Below are 21,240 nucleotides of genomic sequence, written 5' to 3'. Positions count from 1 at the left end.
AATGAAGAATAGAACGGAAAAAACGCTCGTCTCCTTGTTGCTCGCCGTGTTCTCGCTCTACTTCCTGTTCCCGATCTATTGGACGGTGACGACTTCGATCAAGCCGAAAGGCTCTATCATCAAGCTGCCGCCGGAATGGTTCCCTCAACGGTTTACGTGGTCGAATTACGCGGATGTGTTCACCCAGAATCAAATCGGCCGCGTGTTCCTGAACAGCCTGCTGGTCGCGACGGTTACGACCGCGATCACGGTGTTCGTCACCGCGCTCGGAGGCTACGGCTTCTCCCGATTCCGCTTCCGGGGACGCAATCTGTGGATCTATACGACGATTATCGTGCGGATGATTCCCGGCCTGCTGCTGATCATTCCTTATTATCTGATGTTCCAGAAGGCCGGCTTGCTGGACTCGCTGTTCGGGCTGATCATCGTCTATGTCTCCGCCGCCATCCCGCTGGCGATCTATTTGTTCATCGGATTCTATAACGACATGCCGGCGGAGATCTTCGAGTCGGCGCGGATCGACGGGTGCTCGGAATACAGCGCGTTCTTCCGTATCGCCCTTCCGCTAGTCGTTCCCGGCATCGTCGTGACCTCCATCCTCGTCTTCATGGGGGCGTGGAACGAATTTTCTTTATCTCTTATTCTTACTTTCTCCGACGACAAGAAGCTGCTTCCGCTGGCGATCAGCAGCCTGGTCCAAACGCAGAAGGACACGCCGCTCGGCACGCTGGCCGCGGCCGGCACGTTGGCCATGATTCCGGCCATCGTGCTCTCCTTGACGACGCAGAAATACATCGTCGAGGGATTTACGGCGGGTGCCGTAAAAGGATAATCGCAGCCTGATTCGGAGAGGAGCCTGACATGGAGAGGAGGTGACAGCCGGACAACAGAAAGGCGTTGGCGGTTGTTATTCGGCAAGATAAGGTTATGATTCCATTAGGGGGTTAATCGACATGGTAAACGCTTATCGCAAACCTATTTACGCCGCTTTGGGGATGACGCTCGCTGCCGGCCTTGTACTGTCCGGATGCTCGGGCGGCGATAACGAAGGGAACGCGGCGCCGTCCGCAAGCTCTGCCGGTTCCGCTTCGGCCGGCGGAGAAGCGGTCTCGTTGGATGGGCCTACGGTTTACGGCATCAAGCTGCAGGACATGGATGCGGGAGGCACGCTGAAAGGCCAATATCAAGGCAAGAAGATCGTCGTCGCGACGATGGCCGGAGATACGGAGAAAGCGCTGAAGGACGCCGCGTCGTACTTCGAGAAGGCTTCCGGCGCGACGGTCGAAGTACAAAGCTTCCCGGCGGAGTCTTATATGGAGAAGATTCAATTGGATCTGCAAACGAACCATTCGTTCGATTCCGTCGTCATGCCGGTCGCCCTCATCCACGGGTATGCGGAAGGCGGACTGGTGCAGGATCTGAAGCCCTATATCGACAACAAAGAGCTGGTCAGCCCGAATCTAGACCTGGACGACTTCATTCCGAGCTTGCTCGATATCTACGGCAATTATAAATCCAAGCTGGTCGCTTTCCCTTACAAGCCGGATGCGCAGATCTTCTTCTACCGGAAGGACCTGTTCGAGGATCCGAAGAACCAGGCCGACTTCAAAGCGAAGACGGGACACGATCTGAAGGTGCCGGAGACGCCGGAGGAGATGGCCGAGGCCGCCGCGTTCTTCACCAAGAGCCTGAATCCGGAATCGCCCGTTACCTACGGGTACAGCACGATGGCCGACAACACGTCCAGCCGTTGGATCTGGACGAACCGGCTCGCCGCTTACGGCGGCAAGGACGTGGATAAGGACTTCAAGCCGGCGTTCAACAACGAAGCCGGGCTGAAGTCGCTTCAATTCGCGAAGCAGCTGACGCAGTACGCGCCGAAGGAGCTGCTGACGCTCGGTTGGGACGAGGCGAATACGCTGTTCGCCAACGGCGAGGCGGCCATGATGGAGCAATGGCCGGGACTGATGCAGACCGTCGAGGCGGACGGATCCAAGGTGAAGGGGAAAGTCGGCTATGCGGTGACGCCGGGAGGAGCGCCGACGATGGGAGGCTGGTCGATCGCCATGACTTCTTCGACGGATAACGCCGATCTCACGTATAAGTTCATCGAATATGTCACTTCCAAGGACATGGAAGTGCTCAAGATCCAGAACAAGATGGATCCGACCCGTACGTCCAATTACATGAGGCCGGAGCTTCAGCAGCAATTCCCGATGTATCAGACGCTGCTCGACTCCCTGACCAAAGGCAAAATCATGGCCGACCCCGACGTTCCTTACGTATCGCCGAGGCTGGACGACATCATGGAGCAAGCGGTGCAGTCGGTGCTTCGCGGCGATCTGGATCCGCAGAAGGCTCTCGATATTATGGAGAAGAGCTTCACCGAAGAAATCGAAGGCGCCGGCATTTCGGGTTAAGCACCAAGAGGAGAAGACATCGATGACTCGCGTGATTCGCAAGGAATATCCGAGACCGCAGTTCGTGCGAGCGGAATGGATCAATCTCAACGGGGAATGGGAATTCGAATACGACGACAGAGACCAAGGGATCGCGGCAGGCTGGTATCGGGGGCGGACGTTCTCCAGCCGGATCCAAGTCCCGTTTTGTTATCAAAGCGAGCTTAGCGGGATAGGAACGACCGAATTCCATGACGTGGTCTGGTATCGCCGGAGCTTCGTGTTGCCCGAGGAAAACTCCGATCGGCGCTGGATCCTGCACTTCGGCGCCGTCGATTACGAGGCCAAGGTGTGGGTGAACGGGATGCTTGTCGCCTCTCATGAGGGCGGCCATACGCCTTTCTCGGCCGACATCACCTTCGCGGCCAAGGTGGGCGAGAACGAAATCGTGGTGCGGGCGCAGGACTACAGCGAGGACGTATGCCTGCCGCGCGGCAAGCAATATTGGAAGGAAAAGTCCGAGCTTATCTTCTATACCCGCACGACGGGAATCTGGCAAGCCGTATGGCTGGAACCGGTGGCGGACACCTTCTTGCAGTCGGTTCGCTTCACGCCGGATATCGACAGCAACGAGATTCGAATCCGAACGCTGTTCGGAGGCCGATCGCCGCAAGGGCAAGGCATCAAGCTGCGAATCCATATTGCGTTTAACGGGGAGACCGTGTCGGAGGACGAAATTGCCGTACGGGAAGAAGACGAGACGCGCGCCATCCGGCTGCACGACTTCAACGATCATGGGCTCGGCCGATGGTGGACGCCGGAGAAGCCGAATCTGTACGACGTCCGCTTTACGCTGCTGAAGAAGGAGCAGGCGACCGACGACGTGCGGAGTTACTTCGGAATGCGGAAGATCTCCGTCGAAGACGGGAAGATCTGCTTAAACAACCGTCCGTATTATATGAAAATGGTGCTGGATCAGGGCTACTTCCCGGGAGGAATCCTGACCGCGCCAACCGGAGACGATCTGCGCAGGGACGTGGAGCTGACGAAGGAGATGGGCTTCAACGGCGCTCGCAAGCACCAGAAGATCGAAGATCCGTTGTACCTGTACTGGTGCGACAAGCTCGGCCTGCTCGTCTGGGGAGAGATGGCGAACGCCTACCAGTATTCGGAGAAATACGCCCGCCGGATCGTCGGGGAATGGCAGGAGGCGATCGAGCGGGATTACAATCATCCGTGCATCGTCGTCTGGGTGCCGCTGAACGAGAGCTGGGGCATCCCGAACGTTCTCGTGGACAAGCGCCAGCAGCATCATGGCCTGGCGATGTACCATCTGACGAAGTCGCTCGATCCGACCCGGCTCGTTATCTCCAACGACGGTTGGGAGCATCTGAAGTCCGACATCGCGACGGTCCACGACTACGAATGGCGGGAAGAGATTCTCGCGAAGAGGTATGCCACCGCCGATAACGCGATCGGCAGCATCGCCCAGAACCGGTGGATTTACGTACCGGGATTCCCCTACGACGGAGAGCCGGTGCAGCTGTCGGAATTCGGCGGGATCTCCTTCCGGGCAACGGAGAAAGACGGGGATGGCTGGGGCTATTCGGCAGCGGAAAATCCCGAAGACTTCCTCGAGCGGTTGACCCGCGTCATGAGGCCGGTTCTTCAATCTCCAGCGCTGCAAGGCTATTGCTATACTCAATTGACGGACGTCGAGCAGGAGATAAACGGGCTCCTGACGTTCGATCGGACCCCCAAGCTGCCGCTTGAAACGATTCGCCGATTGAATGAAGGGCGATTCGATTCCGGATCGGTTTGAAGTTTTTAAGTGATATGAAACACGGGATTCCAACGAAACGGATTCCCGTGTTTCTTTATGCTTGCGGAGAAAGAAGGGTCATCCAATTCACCTCAAGAATGGACCACAATCGTTCCGTTAATTCCTCCGCAGAGCAAGTCATGGACGGGGTGAACCACCATTCGATCACTCCGACTATCGCCGAACTCATAAATTGCGCGAAGATCGATTTGCCCAGATCGTCTAAGCTTATCTTATGTTCGTTCATCTGTTCCACGATCTGCATATGGATCATTTTACTCAGATGGACCCGGAAGGAAGAAACGTCTTTGATGCTCAACAAGGACTGAAATAAAGGAGCGTTATTTTCGATTTCTTTAACCGTACGGAGCAAGGTAATCTTGGATGGGAAAGGACCGGTCGTTTCCGGCGAGTAGCAGCATTCCATCAAATGCGCCAATTGGGCCTCGATGCATTTATCCAATAAATCGTATTTGTCCGCGTAGTGCGAATAAACGGTGCCCCGATTGACGTCGGCGCGCTCCGCGATATCGTTGATCGTTATTTTCTCGAATTCTTTCTCCGCTATCAGTTGCATTAAAGCGTTCATGATCGCGGATTGATTCTTTTTTATTCTTCTGTCCATGAAGATCTCCTTTATTGACCAATCCGTTATCGTTTGTTGAAAAACCGACAAAACCGGTCCATCTAGCGATTGCTGCCGGCTGGAAGGACTGCTAATGTGATTTTATTGAATGAGTGGGCAAAAATCAACGAATGTTGAATAAAGGAGATTGGACGATGAGGATATTGGTTTACGGCGCGGGCGTTCTAGGCAGCTATCTGGCTCATGTATTGGTGCGCGGCGGGAATGAGGTTACTATGTTGGCAAGAGGCAAGAGAGCGGAGCAGCTCAAGACGAACGGGCTCGTCATTCGGCACTATTTTCAGCTTCGAACCACGGTCGATGAAGTTAACGTCATTCAAGAGCTTGTTGCCGACGATCTCTACGATCTTATTTTTGTCGTTATGAAATACAATGATTTCCCGTCCGTGCTGTCCACTCTAGCCGAGAATTCGTCCGACAATATCGTTCTCGTAGGGAATAACGCAGATGCTCGCGGGATGCAGTACGAACTTCAGGCAAAAAGCAAGACGAAGAAGAATGTCCTCTTCGGATTTCAGGTTAGCGCAGGACACCGGGAAGAGAGCGGCCGCATCATCTCGATCCGCGGAGGCGGACAAATGCTGTTAGGAAGCTTGGACGGCGAGATCTCTATCAAGCCCATCTTAGAGAAAGCGTTCAAGCGCGCGAAGTATAAATTAATCTATCATGAGGATATCGATGCCTGGCTTAAAAGCCATATCGTTCCTATAGTCGCAATGACCTCGGTTGGTTTTCTATACGACGGCGATTTGCCGAAAGCATCAAAAGACAAGAAGCTCTTAAAGCAAGCCATAGCCGCGATGGACGAGGGATTTCAACTATTGGAGAAGTTGAATTACAAGGTCACTCCTGCCAGCCAGGTTAACCTTATTCGCAAGCATAGAGGGGTCGCCTATCAAGGTCTAAAACTAATTCATAAATTGCCGTTTATGAAATGGGTGGATGGGTCTTTCGGCGAAATTTCCGCTTTGTACGATTCGTTCGAGAAGCTGAAAAACCAAGCCCATGCCGCGACTCCACATTGGGACGATTTGGAGAAGCGAACGAAGGCCAAGTTCCTGAGGCGGTAGAAGATAATAAAACGAATAGGAAAGAAGTACTTTACAATTAGCCGTTAACTATATATTATTAAGTAAATTAATTAATACTAGATCTTCGGGGCAGGGTGAAATTCCCTACCGGCGGTATTTTCCTCTATCGGAATGAGCCCGCGACTCCCAGGCATTCAGACTGCAAGGGACTGATTTGGTTAGAATCCAAAGCCGACGGTATAGTCCGGATGGAAGAAGATCAGCAATAGGCTTGCCGTTCCTACGATAGCAGGTTTATTTGACTGGCCCCGTCACGCATTTTCCATGCGCGACGGGGCTTTCTTCGCTTCGCTCCTTGGTCGGAAGGGGTTGTTAGGAAATGAATACCGCAACGATAGGAGACCGCGCGCGCGGAATTCCGGGAATCTGGCTCGTGGTGGCGGGAGCGGGACTGTGGGGAGTCGATCCGCTGTTCCGGGTGCTGCTTCTGGAATCGTTGACATCGACGCAAATCGTCCTGTTGGAGCATTTGGTCTTGTTCGCGATCGCCGCGCCGGTTCTATGGAAGAGGAGAAAGGAGCTCCGAGGAATCCGGGCCGTTCACGTCGGCGCGCTGCTCTTTATCTCTTGGGGAGGCTCGGCGCTGGCGACCATCCTGTTTACCCAAGGGCTTGCCCACGGAGACTTGAACGCCGTCCTGCTGCTCCAGAAGCTTCAGCCGCTCATGGCCATTCTGTTGGCGCGATATTTGCTGAAGGAGCGGCTGCCTCGGTATTTCGGCGCGCTTCTCGCGATCGCCCTTGCCGGCACTTACTTGCTGACCTTCGGTTGGGCCGCTCCGAAAGTAGGTCTCGAAGGCTTTGCTCAGATGGGCAGTCTATTATCGATAGGAGCCGCGCTTCTGTGGGGAGGCTCGACCGTCATGGGGCGCTTCATGCTAGCCTCCATGTCCTACGAAGCCGTCACTTCGTTGCGGTTCGTTCTAGCGCTGCCGCTATTGTCCGTTATTGCTTTATCGGAAGGACATGCTTGGGCTTTGCCCTCCGGGGCAACCGATCAGGCGCTCGTCGCTATCAACCTGCTGCTTCAGGCGCTCCTCCCGGGATTGTTCAGCTTGATGCTCTACTATAAAGGATTGAGCTCCGTCAAGGCTTCTTATGCCACGTTGGCGGAACTCAGCTTCCCGATGGTCGGGGTATTGATCAACTGGTTGTACTTCGATCAAGCGGTTACGGTCTCCCAGCTCGTCGGATTCGCGCTGATCTGGCTCACCTTGTACTTGATCTCCCGGAAGCCAAGCACAGGGGGGCCGATTTACAGCTGACCGAATCCTGGTTTATTGCATAGACTGCCGAACTCCTCAAGGCAGTCTTTTTTTGCTATAAACCTATGAGAAGGAATTGTGGTATCATATATTCTGAAAGCGATTACATTTATTGCAGCCTAAACGGGGAATACGGGGGCACGATACCTTTTGAAAAGCTTCTTCGGCATCTTGATCAACGACAAATATCGATCGTTGTTCTACCGTCTATCCGCCGCGCTGGTCTTGTCGGTCGTTCTGGTCGGCTTAGGCATCTTTCTTTTTAACAGCGCTTACCATCATCTTCAGCAAAAATCGAAATTCGAGGATGTCAGCGCGGAAGCGAAAACGCTATTCAAAAACTACTACAATAACCTATTCCAAGATATGGACAACAAGTCCATCGATCTCGCCAACAACAATAAGCTGCCGGGCATTCTCCGGGACTCCGAACCGGACGGCAGCATCAGCCTCATCGACGTCCTCAACGGCGGTGCCGATTTTTGCTGCATGGTATCCATCGATATTTACACGCACGACCGCGCCTTTCGGTATAATCACGGCCGAATAGAGGACATCCCGCTGCTGAGCGACGCGGAGTGGCAAGCGAGCATAAAGGATGTCCGGAAGGGCACGAACTGGAAGCTTGACGAAGACGGCTCCGGCACGGCCGTCAGTCCGCCCGCCGTTCATATCCTCCGCAGCCTTCCGAATATCGCGACGGAGCCGTACGGGTTTATCAAAATCAACTTAAACAGCCAGTCGCTCTTTCAAAACCCTTACGGGACAGGAGAGCACGAACGGATGTGGCTGGCAACGCCCTCGGGCAAGCTGTTCTCGCTGAACACGGGGCTGCTCGATCAATCGACCATGGCCGGCGCTCCGCGATTCGTCTCCGAGTCCCCGGAAGCGATCCGAATGGGGGGCGAAAGCTACCTATACTATATGACGCCTGCCCAAATAGCGGGATGGAGCTTCGTCTACGCGGTCCCGGAAGGCAGCGTCGCGAACGGAATGTACATCGATTCCCCGCTATTGCTCACGGTACTCCTGCTGTTTATGCTGCTGGTCGTCTATACGTTCTTCCTTATCCGCAGCGTTTTCGGCAAGATCCGCACGATTCAAGAGGTCGTAGGCAACCCGAACGGCGCGGGCGCGACGAAGGGGGAGAGCTTCTCGCTAGACGTGCTCATCAACAGCGTAGCCTCCTTGAAGGTGCACCGGGAGAACATCGAATGGCTGTACCGGAAAAACATTCCGATCTTGAAAAAAGCTCTTTGCTACCGTTTGCTTTATCATGATCGGGGCGATTGGCCGGATATTCAAGATCAGATGGCGCAGATCGGATTCACGTTCGCTTCCTCTCAATTTTCGGTGATTCTATTCCGCATCGATAAGTACTATGACTTTTTGCAGAATTATAACAAGGCCGATCAGAGCTTATTGCGCTTCTTTATCTATAAGATGGCGGAGGAGATGGGCAGCCAGTCCCTAAAGGTGCTGATTTGGAACAGCGAGAGCCGGGATATCGTCATGATCGGCAACGCCCTGGCCCCCATGGAGACAGAAGAGTTCAAGGCGCATCTGGAAAGCGTCGTGCATTCGATCGTTCAGCAAATCAACAGTTACCTGAAAATGACCGTCACCGCCGCGATCGGCCATCCGATCCAGGATGTGCGTCATATTCCCGATTGCTGGAACCGGGTCGTCAATGATATGGATAGCAAAAGGTTCGGCGGAAGCAACGTGCTTAAGGGCTGGGACCGAGGGAATGAAGCTCCTCCGTTCTCGGACATGCTGGAAGCGTCGCGCCGCCGGAAAGAAGCCTTGCTGCAAGCCGTCAAAAGCAACGATAAAGGGCTTGTCGACGAAGAATTGGATCGGACGATGGCGTTTCTCGAGTCTCTGGACGGCTATCCGATGATATTCGTTCAACAGCTGCTGATCGATTCCGTCATGTCGGTCGCTTATGCCCTAATGGAGATGGGGACCAAGCTGCAGGTCGAAGCCGTATTCGCGGAGATGCACCTGGAACTGCAGCGCTTCGAGAGCATTCAGGACGCGGTTGCCTGGGTGAAGCGCAAGCTGTCCGATTGGCTGGACGGCATGGAGGACCATCGTTCCGATAACGCCGACCTGATCTCGCACGTGCTGGAATACGTGAAGGCGAATTACGATCGCGAGATTTCGCTTGGCGGTATCGCCGGGGAATTGCAGATGAACTTGGCGTATCTTAGCCGACTGTTCAAGAAGAGCACCGGCAAAAATTTCATGGATTTTCTCATCGACCTGCGAATCGAGAGGGCGAAGCAAATGCTGACGGATTCCTCGGAGACGGTTCAGGCCATCGGGGAGAAAGTAGGGTACGTCAACACGCAAAGCTTCATTCGGATCTTCAAAAAGAACGTCGGCGTGACGCCCGGCTACTACCGGGAGAGCAGGGCCGAAGAGGCCGGGAAGCGCTTGGATACGGAGAAAATCTACTAGTCAAAAGCGGTTCATGGATCAAAAAAGGTTCATCGGACGGCATTCGTCGGTATGAGGGCAGCGTGCAAACAATGATCATCGGATCAAAAATGCACGCTGTTTTTTTTATTCCGGGCGAACTATAGTCAGAGCCAAGATCAGCCGACAGCCTTATCGGCCGGCGGATCAAACTCTACATCGGGAGGAAGAACGATGATTCAAAAAAGGGGAAAAGCCGCTTTGTCGTTAGGCATGGCCGCAACATTACTGATGGCGTCCGCATGCTCGTCCGGCGGCAGCACGGCGGGATCGGAGGCATCGGGCGGAAGCAGCGGGAGCGGCGGCTCGGGGAAGGCCGTGACGCTGAAGGTATGGGTGCCGATCAATACGCCCGAACTCGACGCGGTGTATCAACAGATCGGCGACGACTTCGAGAAGACGCACGACAACATCAAGGTAGAGATCACGACGATCCCTTTTGCGGATTATTTCCAGAAGCTATCGGTCGCCTACGCCGGCAACATTCAACCGGACGTTCACGGCCTCGGCTTCGGCCAGCTGATCTCGACGGTAGACCAAGGCAATTATATGGATCTGAATTCGCTGATTCAAATCGACAATTGGTCCGGCAAGGACGATTTCTATCCGGATATTCTCAAAGCCGGCGAATGGAACGGAGGGCTGTATGGCCTGCTCATTCCCGAGATCCGTCCGCTCGTGTGGAGAAAGGACTTCTTCAAGGAAGCCGGGCTCGATCCGGAGCAGCCTCCGCAAACGTATGAAGAGTTGTTCGAATTCGCGAAGAAGCTGGCAAAGAAAGAAAACGGCAAAGCCGTGCGCTCCGGTCTCGATATCACGACAAGCACCGTCAACAACGCGAATTCGGAGCAATCGTTCCTGAGCATGCTGCTGCTCAACGGCCTGAACCTGTACGATGACAAAGGAGATCCGACCTTCGATTCGCCGGAATCGATTCAAGTCCTGGAGCGGATCATGGATCTCGTCAAGGACAAGGACATCGTCTTCCAGACGGATGTCAACGTCACGGGAACCTTGTTCCAGAACAATCTGGCGGCCATGTCGTTCGCGAGCTCCTACTCGCTGGCGCAATTGAGCAAGTCGATCGGCGCGGAGAATCTCGGGTATTCCTTGCCGCCCAAAGGACCGAACGGCAAGCAAACGTCGCTCATGCTGGGCACGTTCATGACGATGGCCAAGAAGACGGCCCATCCGCAGGAAGCATGGGAGTTCCTGAAGTTCATGTTCTCGCCGGAAGAGCTGCTCCCGTTCGCGAAGGCATCCGGTTACATCGCGCCGCTCCAATCGCTTAAGGAAGAATTCGTCAAGCTCGACCCGGCCAATCAGGTGGTCTTCGACGCCATGAACGACGCCAGCAGCTATCTTCCTTCGGCCAATTGGAGCACGAACGTCAAGTACCTCCGGATAGGGCTGGAAGAAGCCTACTTCGAGAAGAAGTCTCCGGAGCAGGCGATGAAGGATGCCGCGGCGTCGGCCCGTCAGGAGAACGCCAAAAAGTAACGGGAAGGCCGATTCCCGCGTCCTTTCGATTCGCGAACGTTCGAAGGGCGCGGGATGGAAAGGGGAGAACGCATGAACGCGAAGTGGAAAAGAACCTTAACGCCTTATCTTTTGATACTGCCCAACGTCCTCATCTATTTCATCTTTATTTTCGTTCCCCTTCTGTGCGTCGTTTATTTAAGCTTCACGAATTACAGCATTCTGTCCGCCGGCCATTGGGTCGGGCTATCCAATTACGCTCGATTGCTGGAAGATAAGCTGTTCATGGGAGCGGTCCGAAATACGATCGTCTTCTGGATCGTGTCGGTGCTGCCGCAAATGGCCATCGGACTCGTCTTGGCTGCCCTGTTGAATTCGAAAATCAAGGGATTGCCTTTCTTCCGCGCGGGTTTATACCTTCCCAGCGTCATCTCCGGCGTTGCGGTATCCATGACGTGGCTCTATCTGTACGACTATCAGAGCGGCCCGTTCAACGCGGCGTTGAAGGCGCTTCATCTGAATCCGATCAATTGGCTCGGCGATTCCCAGTACGCGCTAATGTCGATCAGCATTCTCGGCGTTTGGGTCGGCACGGGCTACGCGCTGATTGTCTACCTGGCGGGTCTGCAATCGATCTCCCAGGAATTATACGAGGCGGCGAGCATCGACGGGGCAACCCGCCTGCGCAGCTTTATCCGGATCACCGTGCCGCTGCTTAATCCGATGACGTTTTTTATCTTCGTAACCGCGACGATTCGCTCGTTCCAAGTCTTCGACTACGTTTACGTGATGACCAAGGGAGGACCTCTTAACTCGACGAACACGATCGTCAACAGCATCGTAGACACCTCCTTCGCCCAGTACGAGATGGGATACGCTTCCGCGCTGTCCATTTTTCTGCTCGCCATTACGCTGGTCATCACTTTGATTAATTACCGGGTCGGAACGAAGACGCTCGACAGTTGAACGGAGGAAGGAGCGAGCCGCTTGAAGAAAGCCGGTGCAACCAAAAGTCTTATATACGTATTTCTGATCGTCATTACGCTGCTCAACCTGGTACCCGTTGTCGTCATGATTTTCACGTCGCTCAAGAGCAACGACGAGCTCGTTTCGGGATCGTTTTCGCTCTTGCCCAAGCATTGGATGTTCGATAATTATCGGCAAGCGATGGAGAGCGGGAATTGGGCGCTTTATTTCAAAAATTCCTTCGTCGTCACCGTGGTCGTGACGGCCGGCAGCCTTCTGTTCAACACCCTAGCCGGCTATACGTTCGCCCGAATCCGTTTTCGGGGCAGCACGATGATCTTCGTATGCCTGCTGGCCGGCATGATGGTGCCCGCGCAGTCGATCGTCGTTCCGCAGTTCATCATCATGAAGAGCATCCCGCTGTTCGGCCATAACGACATCTGGGGCCAAGGCGGCACGGGCTGGCTGAACACGTATTTCGCCTTGATCATTCCCGCCTTAAGCGGTTCGATCGGGATTTTTATGGCCAGGCAATTTTACGCTTCGTTTCCGAAGGATCTGGATGAGGCGGGTTACATGGACGGCCTTGGTTATCTCGGGACTTATCTGCGAATCTATCTGCCGTTAAGCGGCCCGCTGATGGCGACTCTCGGCATTCTGAAGATCGTCTCCGTCTGGAACGAATTTTTCCAGCCGCTCATCTTCACCAACACGGAATCGATGCGGACCATCCAACTGGCGCTCTCCCTGTTCAAGGGCGAGTTCACGATCCAATACAACTTGCTGATGGCCGCGACCGTTCTGGTGTCCCTGCCGATGCTGGCCGCCTTCCTGTTGTTCCAGAAGCAATTCGTCGGCAGCGTCGTCTCGTCCGGCGTAAAGGGTTAAACCATGACGAAAGCGAGGCTCACGCGATGAAAGCGATCATGCTTATGTTCGATACGTTAAACCGGCACCTGCTGCCGCCATACGGCTGCGATTGGATCCATGCGCCGAACTTCAGGCGACTTGCCGAGAAGACCGTCGTCTTCGATCAAGCCTACGTCGGGAGCATGCCGTGCATGCCGGCGCGGCGCGAGCTTCATACGGGCCGCCATAACTTCCTGCATCGCAGCTGGGGGCCGATCGAGCCGTTCGACGACTCGATGCCCGAGCTGCTGGGGAATAGCGGCGTGTATACCCATCTCTCGACCGATCACCAGCATTATTGGGAGGATGGTGGCGCGACTTACCATACGAGGTACAGCTCGTGCGAGTTGATCCGCGGCCAGGAGGGAGATCCGTGGAAAGGCGAGGTCGCCGATCCCGACCATCCCGAATCGATCGGAATGAAGGCGATGAACAAGCTGGTCCGGCAGGACTGGATCAACCGCAAATACGTCCGCGAGGAGAAGGACTTCCCGCAGGCGCGCACGATGGAGAACGGGCTGGAATTCATCCGGACGAACCGCCACGAGGATCGGTGGTTCCTTCAGATCGAGACGTTCGACCCGCACGAGCCTTTCTACGCCCCCCAGAAATACCGCGATCTCTACCCTCATGACTACTCGGGCAAGCATTTCGACTGGCCGCCGTATGGCCCGGTCACGGAGACGAAGGAGGAGGTCGACCATCTCCGCTTCGAATACGCGGCGCTGCTTAGCATGTGCGACCGTTATTTGGGCAAAGTGCTGGACGTCATGGACGAGCTGGACTTATGGAAGGATACCCTGCTGATCGTGAACACCGACCATGGCTTCCTGCTCGGCGAGCACGATTGGTGGGCCAAGTCGATCATGCCGTATTACGACGAGATCGCCCACATGCCGCTGTTTATCTGGGACCCCCGCAGCGGCAAGAGAGGCGAACGCAGGCAAAGCCTCGTGCAGACGATCGATCTGGCTCCGACGCTGCTTCGCTACTTCGGGGTCGGCGTGCCGAAGGATATGCAGGGCAAGGACCTCGAAGCGACGATCGCGAGCGATCGGCCGGTCCGCGACTCGGCCATCTTCGGCATGCACGGAGGACACGTGAACGTCACGGACGGGCGATACGTCTATATGCGCGCGCCGGTAGCGGAGACCAACGAGCCGCTGTTCAACTACACGCTGATGCCCACTCACATGCGCAGCCGCTTCTCCTCCGAGGAGCTGCGGGGAGCCGTGCTGCAGCCGCCGTTCTCCTTCACGAAGGGCATGCCGACCTTGAAGGTTCAAGGCGTCGGAAGCCATAAGCTGGCTCATTCGTTCGGCACTCTATTGTTCGATTTGCAAGCGGATCCTAAGCAGCAGCATCCGATCCAGGATGCCGTTCTCGAGCATAAGATGATCGAGCTGCTTAAGCGAAACATGGAAGCGAGCGAGGCTCCGCCCGAGCAATACGTCCGGCTAGGCTTGGCATAGAAGCAAGAACCGCAATCAATCTTGAAGGTAAGGAGCGTGCTTGTCCATGCGCATTCTGTTTTTGGATCTCGATTCGCTGTCTCCCGATCACTTGGGTTGTTACGGCTATCCCCGCGACACGTCCCCGAACATCGACCGGATCGCCGAACAGGGCGTTCGGTTCACCGGCTATTACACGTCCGACGCGCCTTGCGCGCCGTCGCGGGCCGCGCTTATGTCCGGACGCTTCGGCATTCACTCCGGCCTGGTGGGGCACGGCGGGACGGCCGCGGACTTCCGTAGGGAAGGGGAGTCCCGGCAATTCCGCGACCTGCTCACGACCGAGAGCTTGCCGGGTTTCCTGCGCTCCGCGGGTCTGAAGACCGTGCTGTTCAGCCCGTTCGGCGAAAGGCATTCGCAATGGACGTTCTACGCGGGCTTCTCGGAGATCCATAATTCGGGCAAGAGCGGCATGGAATCGGCGGAGGAAGTGACGCCCGGCGTGCTGGACTGGATCGAACGCAATTCGCAAGAGGACGACTGGTTCCTGTACGTCAATTATTGGGATCCCCATACGCCGTACCGGGCGCCGGAATCGTTCGGCAACCCGTTCGCGAACGAACCGCTTCCCGATTGGATGACGGAGGAGATGCTGGAGAGGCACAAGAGGAAGGTCGGCCCCCACAGCGCCCGGGAGATCAACATGTTCGACAACAAGACGAACCCGAAGTGGCCTCGCCAACCCGGCGAGCTGCTCGACATGAATGACTTGCGGCAGATGATAGATGGCTACGACTGCGGCATTCGTTATGTCGACTCGCACGTCGGGCAGCTGTTGGACGCGCTGAGCCGTAATGGCATCATGGAGGATCTGGTCATCATCGTATCCGCGGATCATGGCGAGAACCAGGGACAGCTCGGCATCTACGGCGAGCACGCCACGGCGGACCAAGGCACGTGCCGCATCCCGATGATCGTTCGCTGGCCGGGCGTCACCCGTCCGGGCGTGGACGAAGGCCTGCACTATCATCTGGACTTCTTGCCGACCGTCGCCGAGCTTCTCGGCAAGGAGCCTTCCCCGACCTGGGACGGCCGAAGCTACGCTCCCGCCTTGACGGAAGGGACGGACTGCGGCAGAGAGTACCTGGTATTGTCTCAATGCGTTCATGTGTGCCAGCGCAGCGTCCGCTTCGGCGATTGGCTCTACATGCGAACGTATCACGACGGCTACCATTTGTTCCCGAAGGAAATGCTGTACAATCTGAAGGCGGACCCGTTCGAGCAGCAGGACGTGGCCGGGGAGTTTCCGGACGTCTGCATGCAGGCGGTCTACCGCTTGAACGATTGGCACGACGAGATGATGGCGACGATGAAGCACGACGTCGATCCGCTCTGGACCGTCATCCGGGAAGGCGGCCCTTATCATGCGAAGGGCCATCTCCCGTATTACGTCCAGCACCTGGAGCGAACGGGGCGCGGCGATGCCGTCCCGGAGCTGAAGAAGCGCCATCCCGGAGAATTCCAATAGAAATCGTCATCAAGCCCAGGAGATAAAAAACGGAACCCGCGAATTCGCGGGTTCCGTTTTTTATTCCGTGTCGCTTGCTATATCGCTCGCCCCGCTCTCGCTGCCCCCGAAGAAAACCCCCGCCCGTAGATCATCCACGAACCGCTGAAGCCAATCGTAGTAGCCGACGGCGTGCTTCAGCTTCTGCAAATCCTGCAGGCAGAGCTTGCGCTCGTCATCCGGCGTGCCGGCGTCCAAGATCACTTCGGACAGCTCGGGAATGGCAGTCTCGAGGGCCCCGCGCATCACGTCGACCTCCCGCTGCAGCTTGGCGGCGAAGAAGTTGCGGAACGCCTGGAAGAAATCCGTCTCGGCCGCGTACAAGTCCTTCCGCTCGTCCTTCTCCTTCAGCTTCGATACCATCTTGGAATCCATGAGCGACCGAACGGCGTAGCTCATGTTGCTTTTGCTCATGTTCATGTAGCCTTGCATGTCCTCGAGCGTCATCGGCTTATCCTCGAAGTACATGATTCCGTAAAGCTGCCCGAACGTATAGTTGGCGCCGTACAGGTCCATCGTCTCCGCGATCGCGTCGATGACTTGATGGCGAATCGCTTCCCGGGGGAATGAAGGCTCCTTCAAGCTGCTGCTGGCTTTTTTCACGAATGCTCTCCTCCGGATTCTTCCGACTCGCGACTCTGCGTTTTCTACCCTATTTTACAAAAAATTAATTCTCGCATGATCAAGCATTAACCATCTGAATGCCAAACGAGCGTACAATAATTTTTGAACATATGAGCTGAAGGTTCTGGTTTAACCTATATTATAGCGAAGATTAAGATATTTTTGAACGTACTTTAGGAGGGGATGAAGAGAAAATATGAGAAGATCAAGGCTCGCCTCGGAGGGCAAGGCGCTGTTGTTCACGCTGCCCGCGATGATTCCTCTCAGTCTATTCTGGTTTTACCCGCTCGTCTATGTCGTCTATCTCAGCTTCACGGAATGGGACTTCATGAGCCCGGTCAAAACGTTCGTGGGTCTCGACAACTACCGCTACCTGCTCGATAATCCGGAATTCTATCAAACGCTGAGGGTTACCCTGTTGTTCTGCGTGGGAAGCGTGCTGCCGATCATGGCTGTTGGATTGGGACTCGCCATTCTGCTTAGCCGCAAACGAAGGGGAGGAGCGTTCTATCGCATGCTGATCTTCTCTCCTTGGGTAACGCCGACCGTCGCCGTCTCGATCGTCTGGTCCTGGATCTACGAGCCCGACGTCGGTCTCGCCAACAACGTCTTGCATGCATTCGGGCTGGAAGGAATCCGCTGGCTGGAGGATCCGAATTGGGCGCTCGTCTCCGTCCTGCTCGTCACCGTCTGGAAGTCGGCCGGCTGGAGCATGATCTTCTATCTGGTGGCCATCGGCCATGTGCCCCCGGATTATCTGGAGGCGGCCGAGCTCGACGGCGCGAGCGGATGGCGCAAGTTCCGGAGCGTCACGCTGCCGCTCATCTCGCCTACGACGTTCTTCCTGTTCGTCGTCCTGACCATCTCGTCTCTACAGGCTTACGACCAGATCAACGTCCTGACGCAGGGCGGTCCGGCCGGTTCGACCCGCACGATGCTCTATTTCTACTACTTATCGGCATTCGACGCGTTCCAGATCGGGGAAGCTTCCGCCGTCGCGATTCTCCTCATCGTCGGTTGCGTCGCGCTCTCGTTGTTATCGTTCTGGATCGGCCGCCGTACCGTCCACTACTCCTGATTCGGGAATCGAAAGGCAGGGATATCGATGCACTACCGCAGCGGCATGCGCCGCCTGCTCGCGCACCTTCTTCTCGCCGCAGTCGCTTTGTTAATGGCTTTTCCTTTCTATTGGATGACGACGAGCGCGCTCAAGACGAACGACGAGATCTGGCAGTTCCCGCCGACGCTATGGCCGCACTCTCCTCTGTGGAGCAACTTCGCCGATGCGTGGGATGCCGCGCCGTTCGCCCGCTATATAGGCAACAGCATCTTCGTCGCGGCGGTAATCGTTGTCATTCAGATCGTCAATTCCGGGATGATGGCTTATGCCATGACGCATATGCCATTCCGGCTGAAGAACGCGTTCACGGCGCTCATTCTCGTCGGTTACATGGTTCCGGTCACCGCCGTTTATCTGCCCGGCTACGTCGTGCTGAGCAACTTGGGCCTTCTGGACTCGTACGCCGGAATCATTCTCTCGAACAGCGTCAGCATTTTCTCGATCTTCCTCATCCGCCAAGCGTTCCTGCAAGTCTCCCATGAGCTGGTGGAAGCGGGGCAGATCGACGGAGCCTCCCATTTTCGAATCTTATGGACCCTTGTATTCCCGCTTGCCCGATCTTCCTTCGCGGTGCTGGCGCTCATTACCTTTATCGAGCAGTACAACAACTACTTCTGGCCGATGCTCATCACCAAGAATCCCGATCTGCAGCTCGTGTCGGCCGGGCTGAGAAGCTTCTTCGTGCAAGGGGGTGCATACGGGCTCAAGTGGCCGCTTATCATGGCCGCCAGCGCATTTACGATTCTGCCGCTGCTGGTTCTCTTCCTGCTGACGCAGAAGACGATCATGCGGAGCGTGAACTTGTCGGCGGGAGCAAGCAAAGGCTGAAGGAATCGGCTATTAACCAAGAGAAAAGGTGGAGGAAACGACAAATGGTAACGATGAAGAAAACGACGGCGGGTCTCGCGCTTGCCGCAGTAATGGCTTTGACGGCTTGCGGCTCCAACAATAACGAGGAATCGGGCAGCAGCGCATCGCCTTCCGGCTCCGCGTCTTCCGAAGCGCCGGCTTCCGCATCCGAGACGAGCTCGGCAACGCCGGAGGCTCCCAAGGAGCCGGTCGCGATCGAGTTCTGGTACGGACTCGGAGGCAAGCTCGGCGAGAACATGCAGGCGCTGATCGACAAGTTCAATTCGTCGCAGCAAGAAGTCGTCGTGAAGCCGGTCGTGCAAGGGGACTACTCGGAGACCGAGAAGAAGCTTCAAGCCGCGATCGCCTCCGGCACCGTTCCGGCCGCGGTCCTGTCCTCTAACGTGGACTGGGCGCGCAAGGGCTATTACGCTTCGCTGGACGAGCTGATCGCCTCTTCGGCCGAGTTCGACAAGGACGACGTCATTCCGACCTTCCTCGAGCAAGGCAAGGTGGACGGCAAGCAATACTTCCTGCCGATGTACGGCACGACTCAAGTCATGTACTACCGCAAGGACGCTCTGGAGAAAGCGGGTCTCAAGCCGGAGGACCTGACGACTTGGGAAGCTCTGGCCAAGGCGGCGGAGATGATGACCGTCAAAGATGGCGGGAAAACGAAGTTCTACGGTTGGGAACCGATGTGGGGTGCCGGGAACATGGTGGACGCGGTGCTGGGCAAAGGCGGCAAATTGCTAAGCGACGACGGCAAAACGGTGCTTATCGACTCTCCGGAGTGGGTGGACACGTGGGAGCTGTTCCGCAAGTGGATTCACGATGACCAGATCATGCGCATTCATTCCGGCGGACAAGGCTGGGAGTATTGGTACAAGACGATCGACGACGTCATGAAGGGACAAGCGGCCGGCTACACGGGGTCGAGCGGCGACCAAGGGGATCTGGACTTCGGCATCGTCGGCGCGATGGAGCAGCCGGGCTGGGAAGGCGTCGGCGCCGGCAAGCCGGTGGCGGAAGCGATCATGGCCGGCATTCCGGCGAAGGCGAGCCCGGAGCAGCAGGAGGCGGCGTTCAAGTGGTTCCAGTTCTTCATGAGCGCGGAGAACACGGCATTCTGGTCGATGAACACCGGTTATATCGCTGTTCGCCAGTCCGCGCAGGAAGATCCGGCGTTCGTGGAATTCAGCAAGACGAATCCGCAGATCACGATCCCGCTTAAGCAAGCGGCTCATGCTTCCGCTCCGTTCCTGGACCCGACGGGAGGCAAAATCAACGACGCGCTCAAGGTAGCCGCGGACAACGTGCAAATCAAAAACATGCCGGCCGCGGAAGCATTGAAGGCGGCCAAGGAGACCGCCCAGCGCGAGCTGGACCGGCTGAACAAGTAGGGGGACGACCATGCCGATCTTGCGCGCGGCGGGCACGGATTATCGGATAGACGGAATTCTGTTCGATAAGGACGGCACGCTGCTGGACTTCATCTATACGTGGGGGAACTGGAGCGAGCGATTGCTCGCCCGGTTCTCCGCTTTTCTTCAAGAGAGAAAGCTGCCTCCTCCGGACGCCGATCTCGATGCGCTCTGGGGCGCTCTTCGCGCGAACGACGGCAACGTCTCCGACTACGATCGGAACGGACCGTTGGCCATGGGGACGGTAGACGAGATTCTGACGATTCTGGCCTGGCAAGGCTACCGCTCCGGCCTGTCCTGGGCGGAAGCGAAGACGCTCGCGGCGGATGCCAAGCGATGGGCCGACGAAAGGCTGGAAGCCTCGCGTTCGGCTCGCTTGCTTCCGCACGTGTTGCCGTTTCTCGAGGAATGCCGGCGAAGCGGGCTTCCGCTCGCGGTCGTGACCGCTGACGACACGCTTCCTGCGGTCAAGCATCTGGAGTGGCTCGGAATCCGGGAATTCTTCTCCGCGGTTATCGGAACGGATCAGGTCAAGCAAGGCAAGCCTTATCCCGATATGGCCCTGCTCGCTTGCGATCGGCTCGGATTGGATGGCGGCAGGTTCGCGGTTATCGGGGATACGGAAGGGGATATTCGCATGGCCAAGGAGGCCGGGGCGGCCGCCGCGATTCGCATCGCGGCGATCGGCGATCGAGGCTCCGCCGCCGACGGTTTCTCGCCGGCAAGCGAAGCGGATGCGATCGTCTCTTCATTGCGCGAATTATCCATTATTCAGGAAGAAGGACCGACATGAAAGGTGCGGCAAACATGGGGTGGCTTTTTCTAAGCTTGGCGATTGCCTTCGAACTGTCCGGAACGATCTCGATGAAGCTGTCGGAGAGCTTTACGCGCCTCGTTCCTTCGCTGCTGATGTTTTTGTTTTACGGCATCAGCTTTACCTGCCTTAACTTTGCGCTGGGGTACATGGAGGTCGCGGTCGTCTACGCCATCTGGTCGGGAGTCGGCATCGTGTTGATCGCCGTGGCCGGTTATTTTATTTTCCAGGAAAAACTGCCGCTCAGCTCGCTTCTCTGGATCGGCATCATCATCGTGGGCGTGATCGGCTTGAATATCAGCAAGAACGGGCATTGATCCCATATTCGGCA

The 21,240-nt window shown here is 56.2% G+C and carries 18 protein-coding genes and 1 riboswitch; of the genes, 16 read left to right on the top strand and 2 right to left on the bottom strand.

Features of this window, described 5'->3' with window-relative positions:
* The first annotated feature begins 1 nt into the window (after position 1).
* From H7B67_RS10455 to H7B67_RS10445, 3 genes are all read left to right on the top strand, one after another.
* On the top strand, positions 2 to 832 hold the full coding sequence (locus tag H7B67_RS10455) for a carbohydrate ABC transporter permease (RefSeq protein WP_185119767.1): 831 nt from the start codon (positions 2 to 4) through the stop codon (positions 830 to 832).
* Between the two features lie 121 nt (positions 833 to 953).
* Entirely contained in the window at positions 954 to 2,420 is a 1,467-nt protein-coding gene (locus H7B67_RS10450) for an ABC transporter substrate-binding protein (RefSeq protein ID WP_185119766.1), read from the top strand.
* A 22-nt stretch (positions 2,421 to 2,442) separates the two neighbouring features.
* Entirely contained in the window at positions 2,443 to 4,221 is a 1,779-nt protein-coding gene (locus H7B67_RS10445) for a glycoside hydrolase family 2 protein (protein ID WP_185119765.1), read from the top strand.
* Positions 4,222 to 4,276: 55 nt separating this feature from the next.
* On the opposite strand, the gene H7B67_RS10440 is transcribed toward H7B67_RS10445, so the two are convergent.
* On the bottom strand, positions 4,277 to 4,846 hold the full coding sequence (locus tag H7B67_RS10440; RefSeq protein ID WP_185119764.1) for a TetR/AcrR family transcriptional regulator: 570 nt from the start codon (positions 4,844 to 4,846) through the stop codon (positions 4,277 to 4,279).
* A 155-nt stretch (positions 4,847 to 5,001) separates the two neighbouring features.
* On the opposite strand from H7B67_RS10440, the gene H7B67_RS10435 reads away from it, so the two are divergent.
* The 8 genes from H7B67_RS10435 to H7B67_RS10400 all read left to right on the top strand — a co-directional run bounded on the left by H7B67_RS10435 (position 5,002) and on the right by H7B67_RS10400 (position 16,039).
* Positions 5,002 to 5,937: a ketopantoate reductase family protein gene (locus H7B67_RS10435; protein ID WP_185119763.1), complete on the top strand. Its 936-nt coding sequence runs from the start codon at positions 5,002 to 5,004 to the stop codon at positions 5,935 to 5,937.
* Positions 5,938 to 6,014: 77 nt separating this feature from the next.
* A riboswitch (FMN riboswitch) is annotated at positions 6,015 to 6,162 on the top strand.
* A 115-nt stretch (positions 6,163 to 6,277) separates the two neighbouring features.
* Complete coding sequence (locus tag H7B67_RS10430; protein ID WP_185119762.1) at positions 6,278 to 7,222, top strand: DMT family transporter; 945 nt, start codon at positions 6,278 to 6,280, stop codon at positions 7,220 to 7,222.
* Between the two features lie 150 nt (positions 7,223 to 7,372).
* On the top strand, positions 7,373 to 9,688 hold the full coding sequence (locus tag H7B67_RS10425) for a helix-turn-helix domain-containing protein (protein ID WP_185119761.1): 2,316 nt from the start codon (positions 7,373 to 7,375) through the stop codon (positions 9,686 to 9,688).
* 192 nt (positions 9,689 to 9,880) lie between these two features.
* Complete coding sequence (locus tag H7B67_RS10420; RefSeq protein ID WP_185119760.1) at positions 9,881 to 11,206, top strand: ABC transporter substrate-binding protein; 1,326 nt, start codon at positions 9,881 to 9,883, stop codon at positions 11,204 to 11,206.
* Between the two features lie 72 nt (positions 11,207 to 11,278).
* Positions 11,279 to 12,151, top strand: coding sequence for a carbohydrate ABC transporter permease (locus H7B67_RS10415; RefSeq protein ID WP_185119759.1), 873 nt, complete (start codon positions 11,279 to 11,281; stop codon positions 12,149 to 12,151).
* 21 nt (positions 12,152 to 12,172) lie between these two features.
* Positions 12,173 to 13,039 (top strand): carbohydrate ABC transporter permease, encoded by an 867-nt coding sequence (locus H7B67_RS10410; protein WP_209649165.1) that lies wholly within the window; start codon positions 12,173 to 12,175, stop codon positions 13,037 to 13,039.
* Between the two features lie 26 nt (positions 13,040 to 13,065).
* Positions 13,066 to 14,532, top strand: coding sequence for a sulfatase (locus tag H7B67_RS10405; RefSeq protein WP_185119758.1), 1,467 nt, complete (start codon positions 13,066 to 13,068; stop codon positions 14,530 to 14,532).
* A gap of 46 nt (positions 14,533 to 14,578) precedes the next feature.
* Positions 14,579 to 16,039, top strand: coding sequence for a sulfatase family protein (locus tag H7B67_RS10400; RefSeq protein WP_185119757.1), 1,461 nt, complete (start codon positions 14,579 to 14,581; stop codon positions 16,037 to 16,039).
* Positions 16,040 to 16,099: 60 nt separating this feature from the next.
* Here the strand turns inward: H7B67_RS10400 and H7B67_RS10395 are convergent, their stop codons facing one another.
* Positions 16,100 to 16,681: a transcriptional regulator gene (locus H7B67_RS10395; protein WP_185119756.1), complete on the bottom strand. Its 582-nt coding sequence runs from the start codon at positions 16,679 to 16,681 to the stop codon at positions 16,100 to 16,102.
* Positions 16,682 to 16,898: 217 nt separating this feature from the next.
* Between H7B67_RS10395 and H7B67_RS10390 the strand changes: the two genes are divergently transcribed.
* From H7B67_RS10390 to H7B67_RS10370, 5 genes are read left to right on the top strand one after another with little or no spacing between them, the layout of a single operon-like run.
* Entirely contained in the window at positions 16,899 to 17,780 is an 882-nt protein-coding gene (locus H7B67_RS10390; RefSeq protein ID WP_185119755.1) for a carbohydrate ABC transporter permease, read from the top strand.
* Between the two features lie 27 nt (positions 17,781 to 17,807).
* The gene (locus H7B67_RS10385; RefSeq protein ID WP_185119754.1) at positions 17,808 to 18,650 is read left to right on the top strand and encodes a carbohydrate ABC transporter permease; all 843 of its coding nucleotides are present in this window, start codon (positions 17,808 to 17,810) and stop codon (positions 18,648 to 18,650) included.
* Between the two features lie 44 nt (positions 18,651 to 18,694).
* The gene (locus tag H7B67_RS10380; RefSeq protein ID WP_185119753.1) at positions 18,695 to 20,074 is read left to right on the top strand and encodes an ABC transporter substrate-binding protein; all 1,380 of its coding nucleotides are present in this window, start codon (positions 18,695 to 18,697) and stop codon (positions 20,072 to 20,074) included.
* 10 nt (positions 20,075 to 20,084) lie between these two features.
* Positions 20,085 to 20,888, top strand: a complete 804-nt coding sequence (locus H7B67_RS10375) for an HAD family hydrolase (protein ID WP_185119752.1) — start codon at positions 20,085 to 20,087, stop codon at positions 20,886 to 20,888.
* Positions 20,885 to 21,226, top strand: a complete 342-nt coding sequence (locus tag H7B67_RS10370) for a DMT family transporter (protein WP_185119751.1) — start codon at positions 20,885 to 20,887, stop codon at positions 21,224 to 21,226. Before H7B67_RS10375 ends, H7B67_RS10370 begins: the two co-directional genes overlap by 4 nt.
* Positions 21,227 to 21,240 lie beyond the last annotated feature (14 nt).

It is taken from the genome of Cohnella thailandensis (genome assembly GCF_014212135.1).
In the GTDB taxonomy this organism is placed as follows: domain Bacteria; phylum Bacillota; class Bacilli; order Paenibacillales; family Paenibacillaceae; genus Cohnella; species Cohnella thailandensis.
This window is presented reverse-complemented; position numbering and strand designations above follow the sequence as displayed.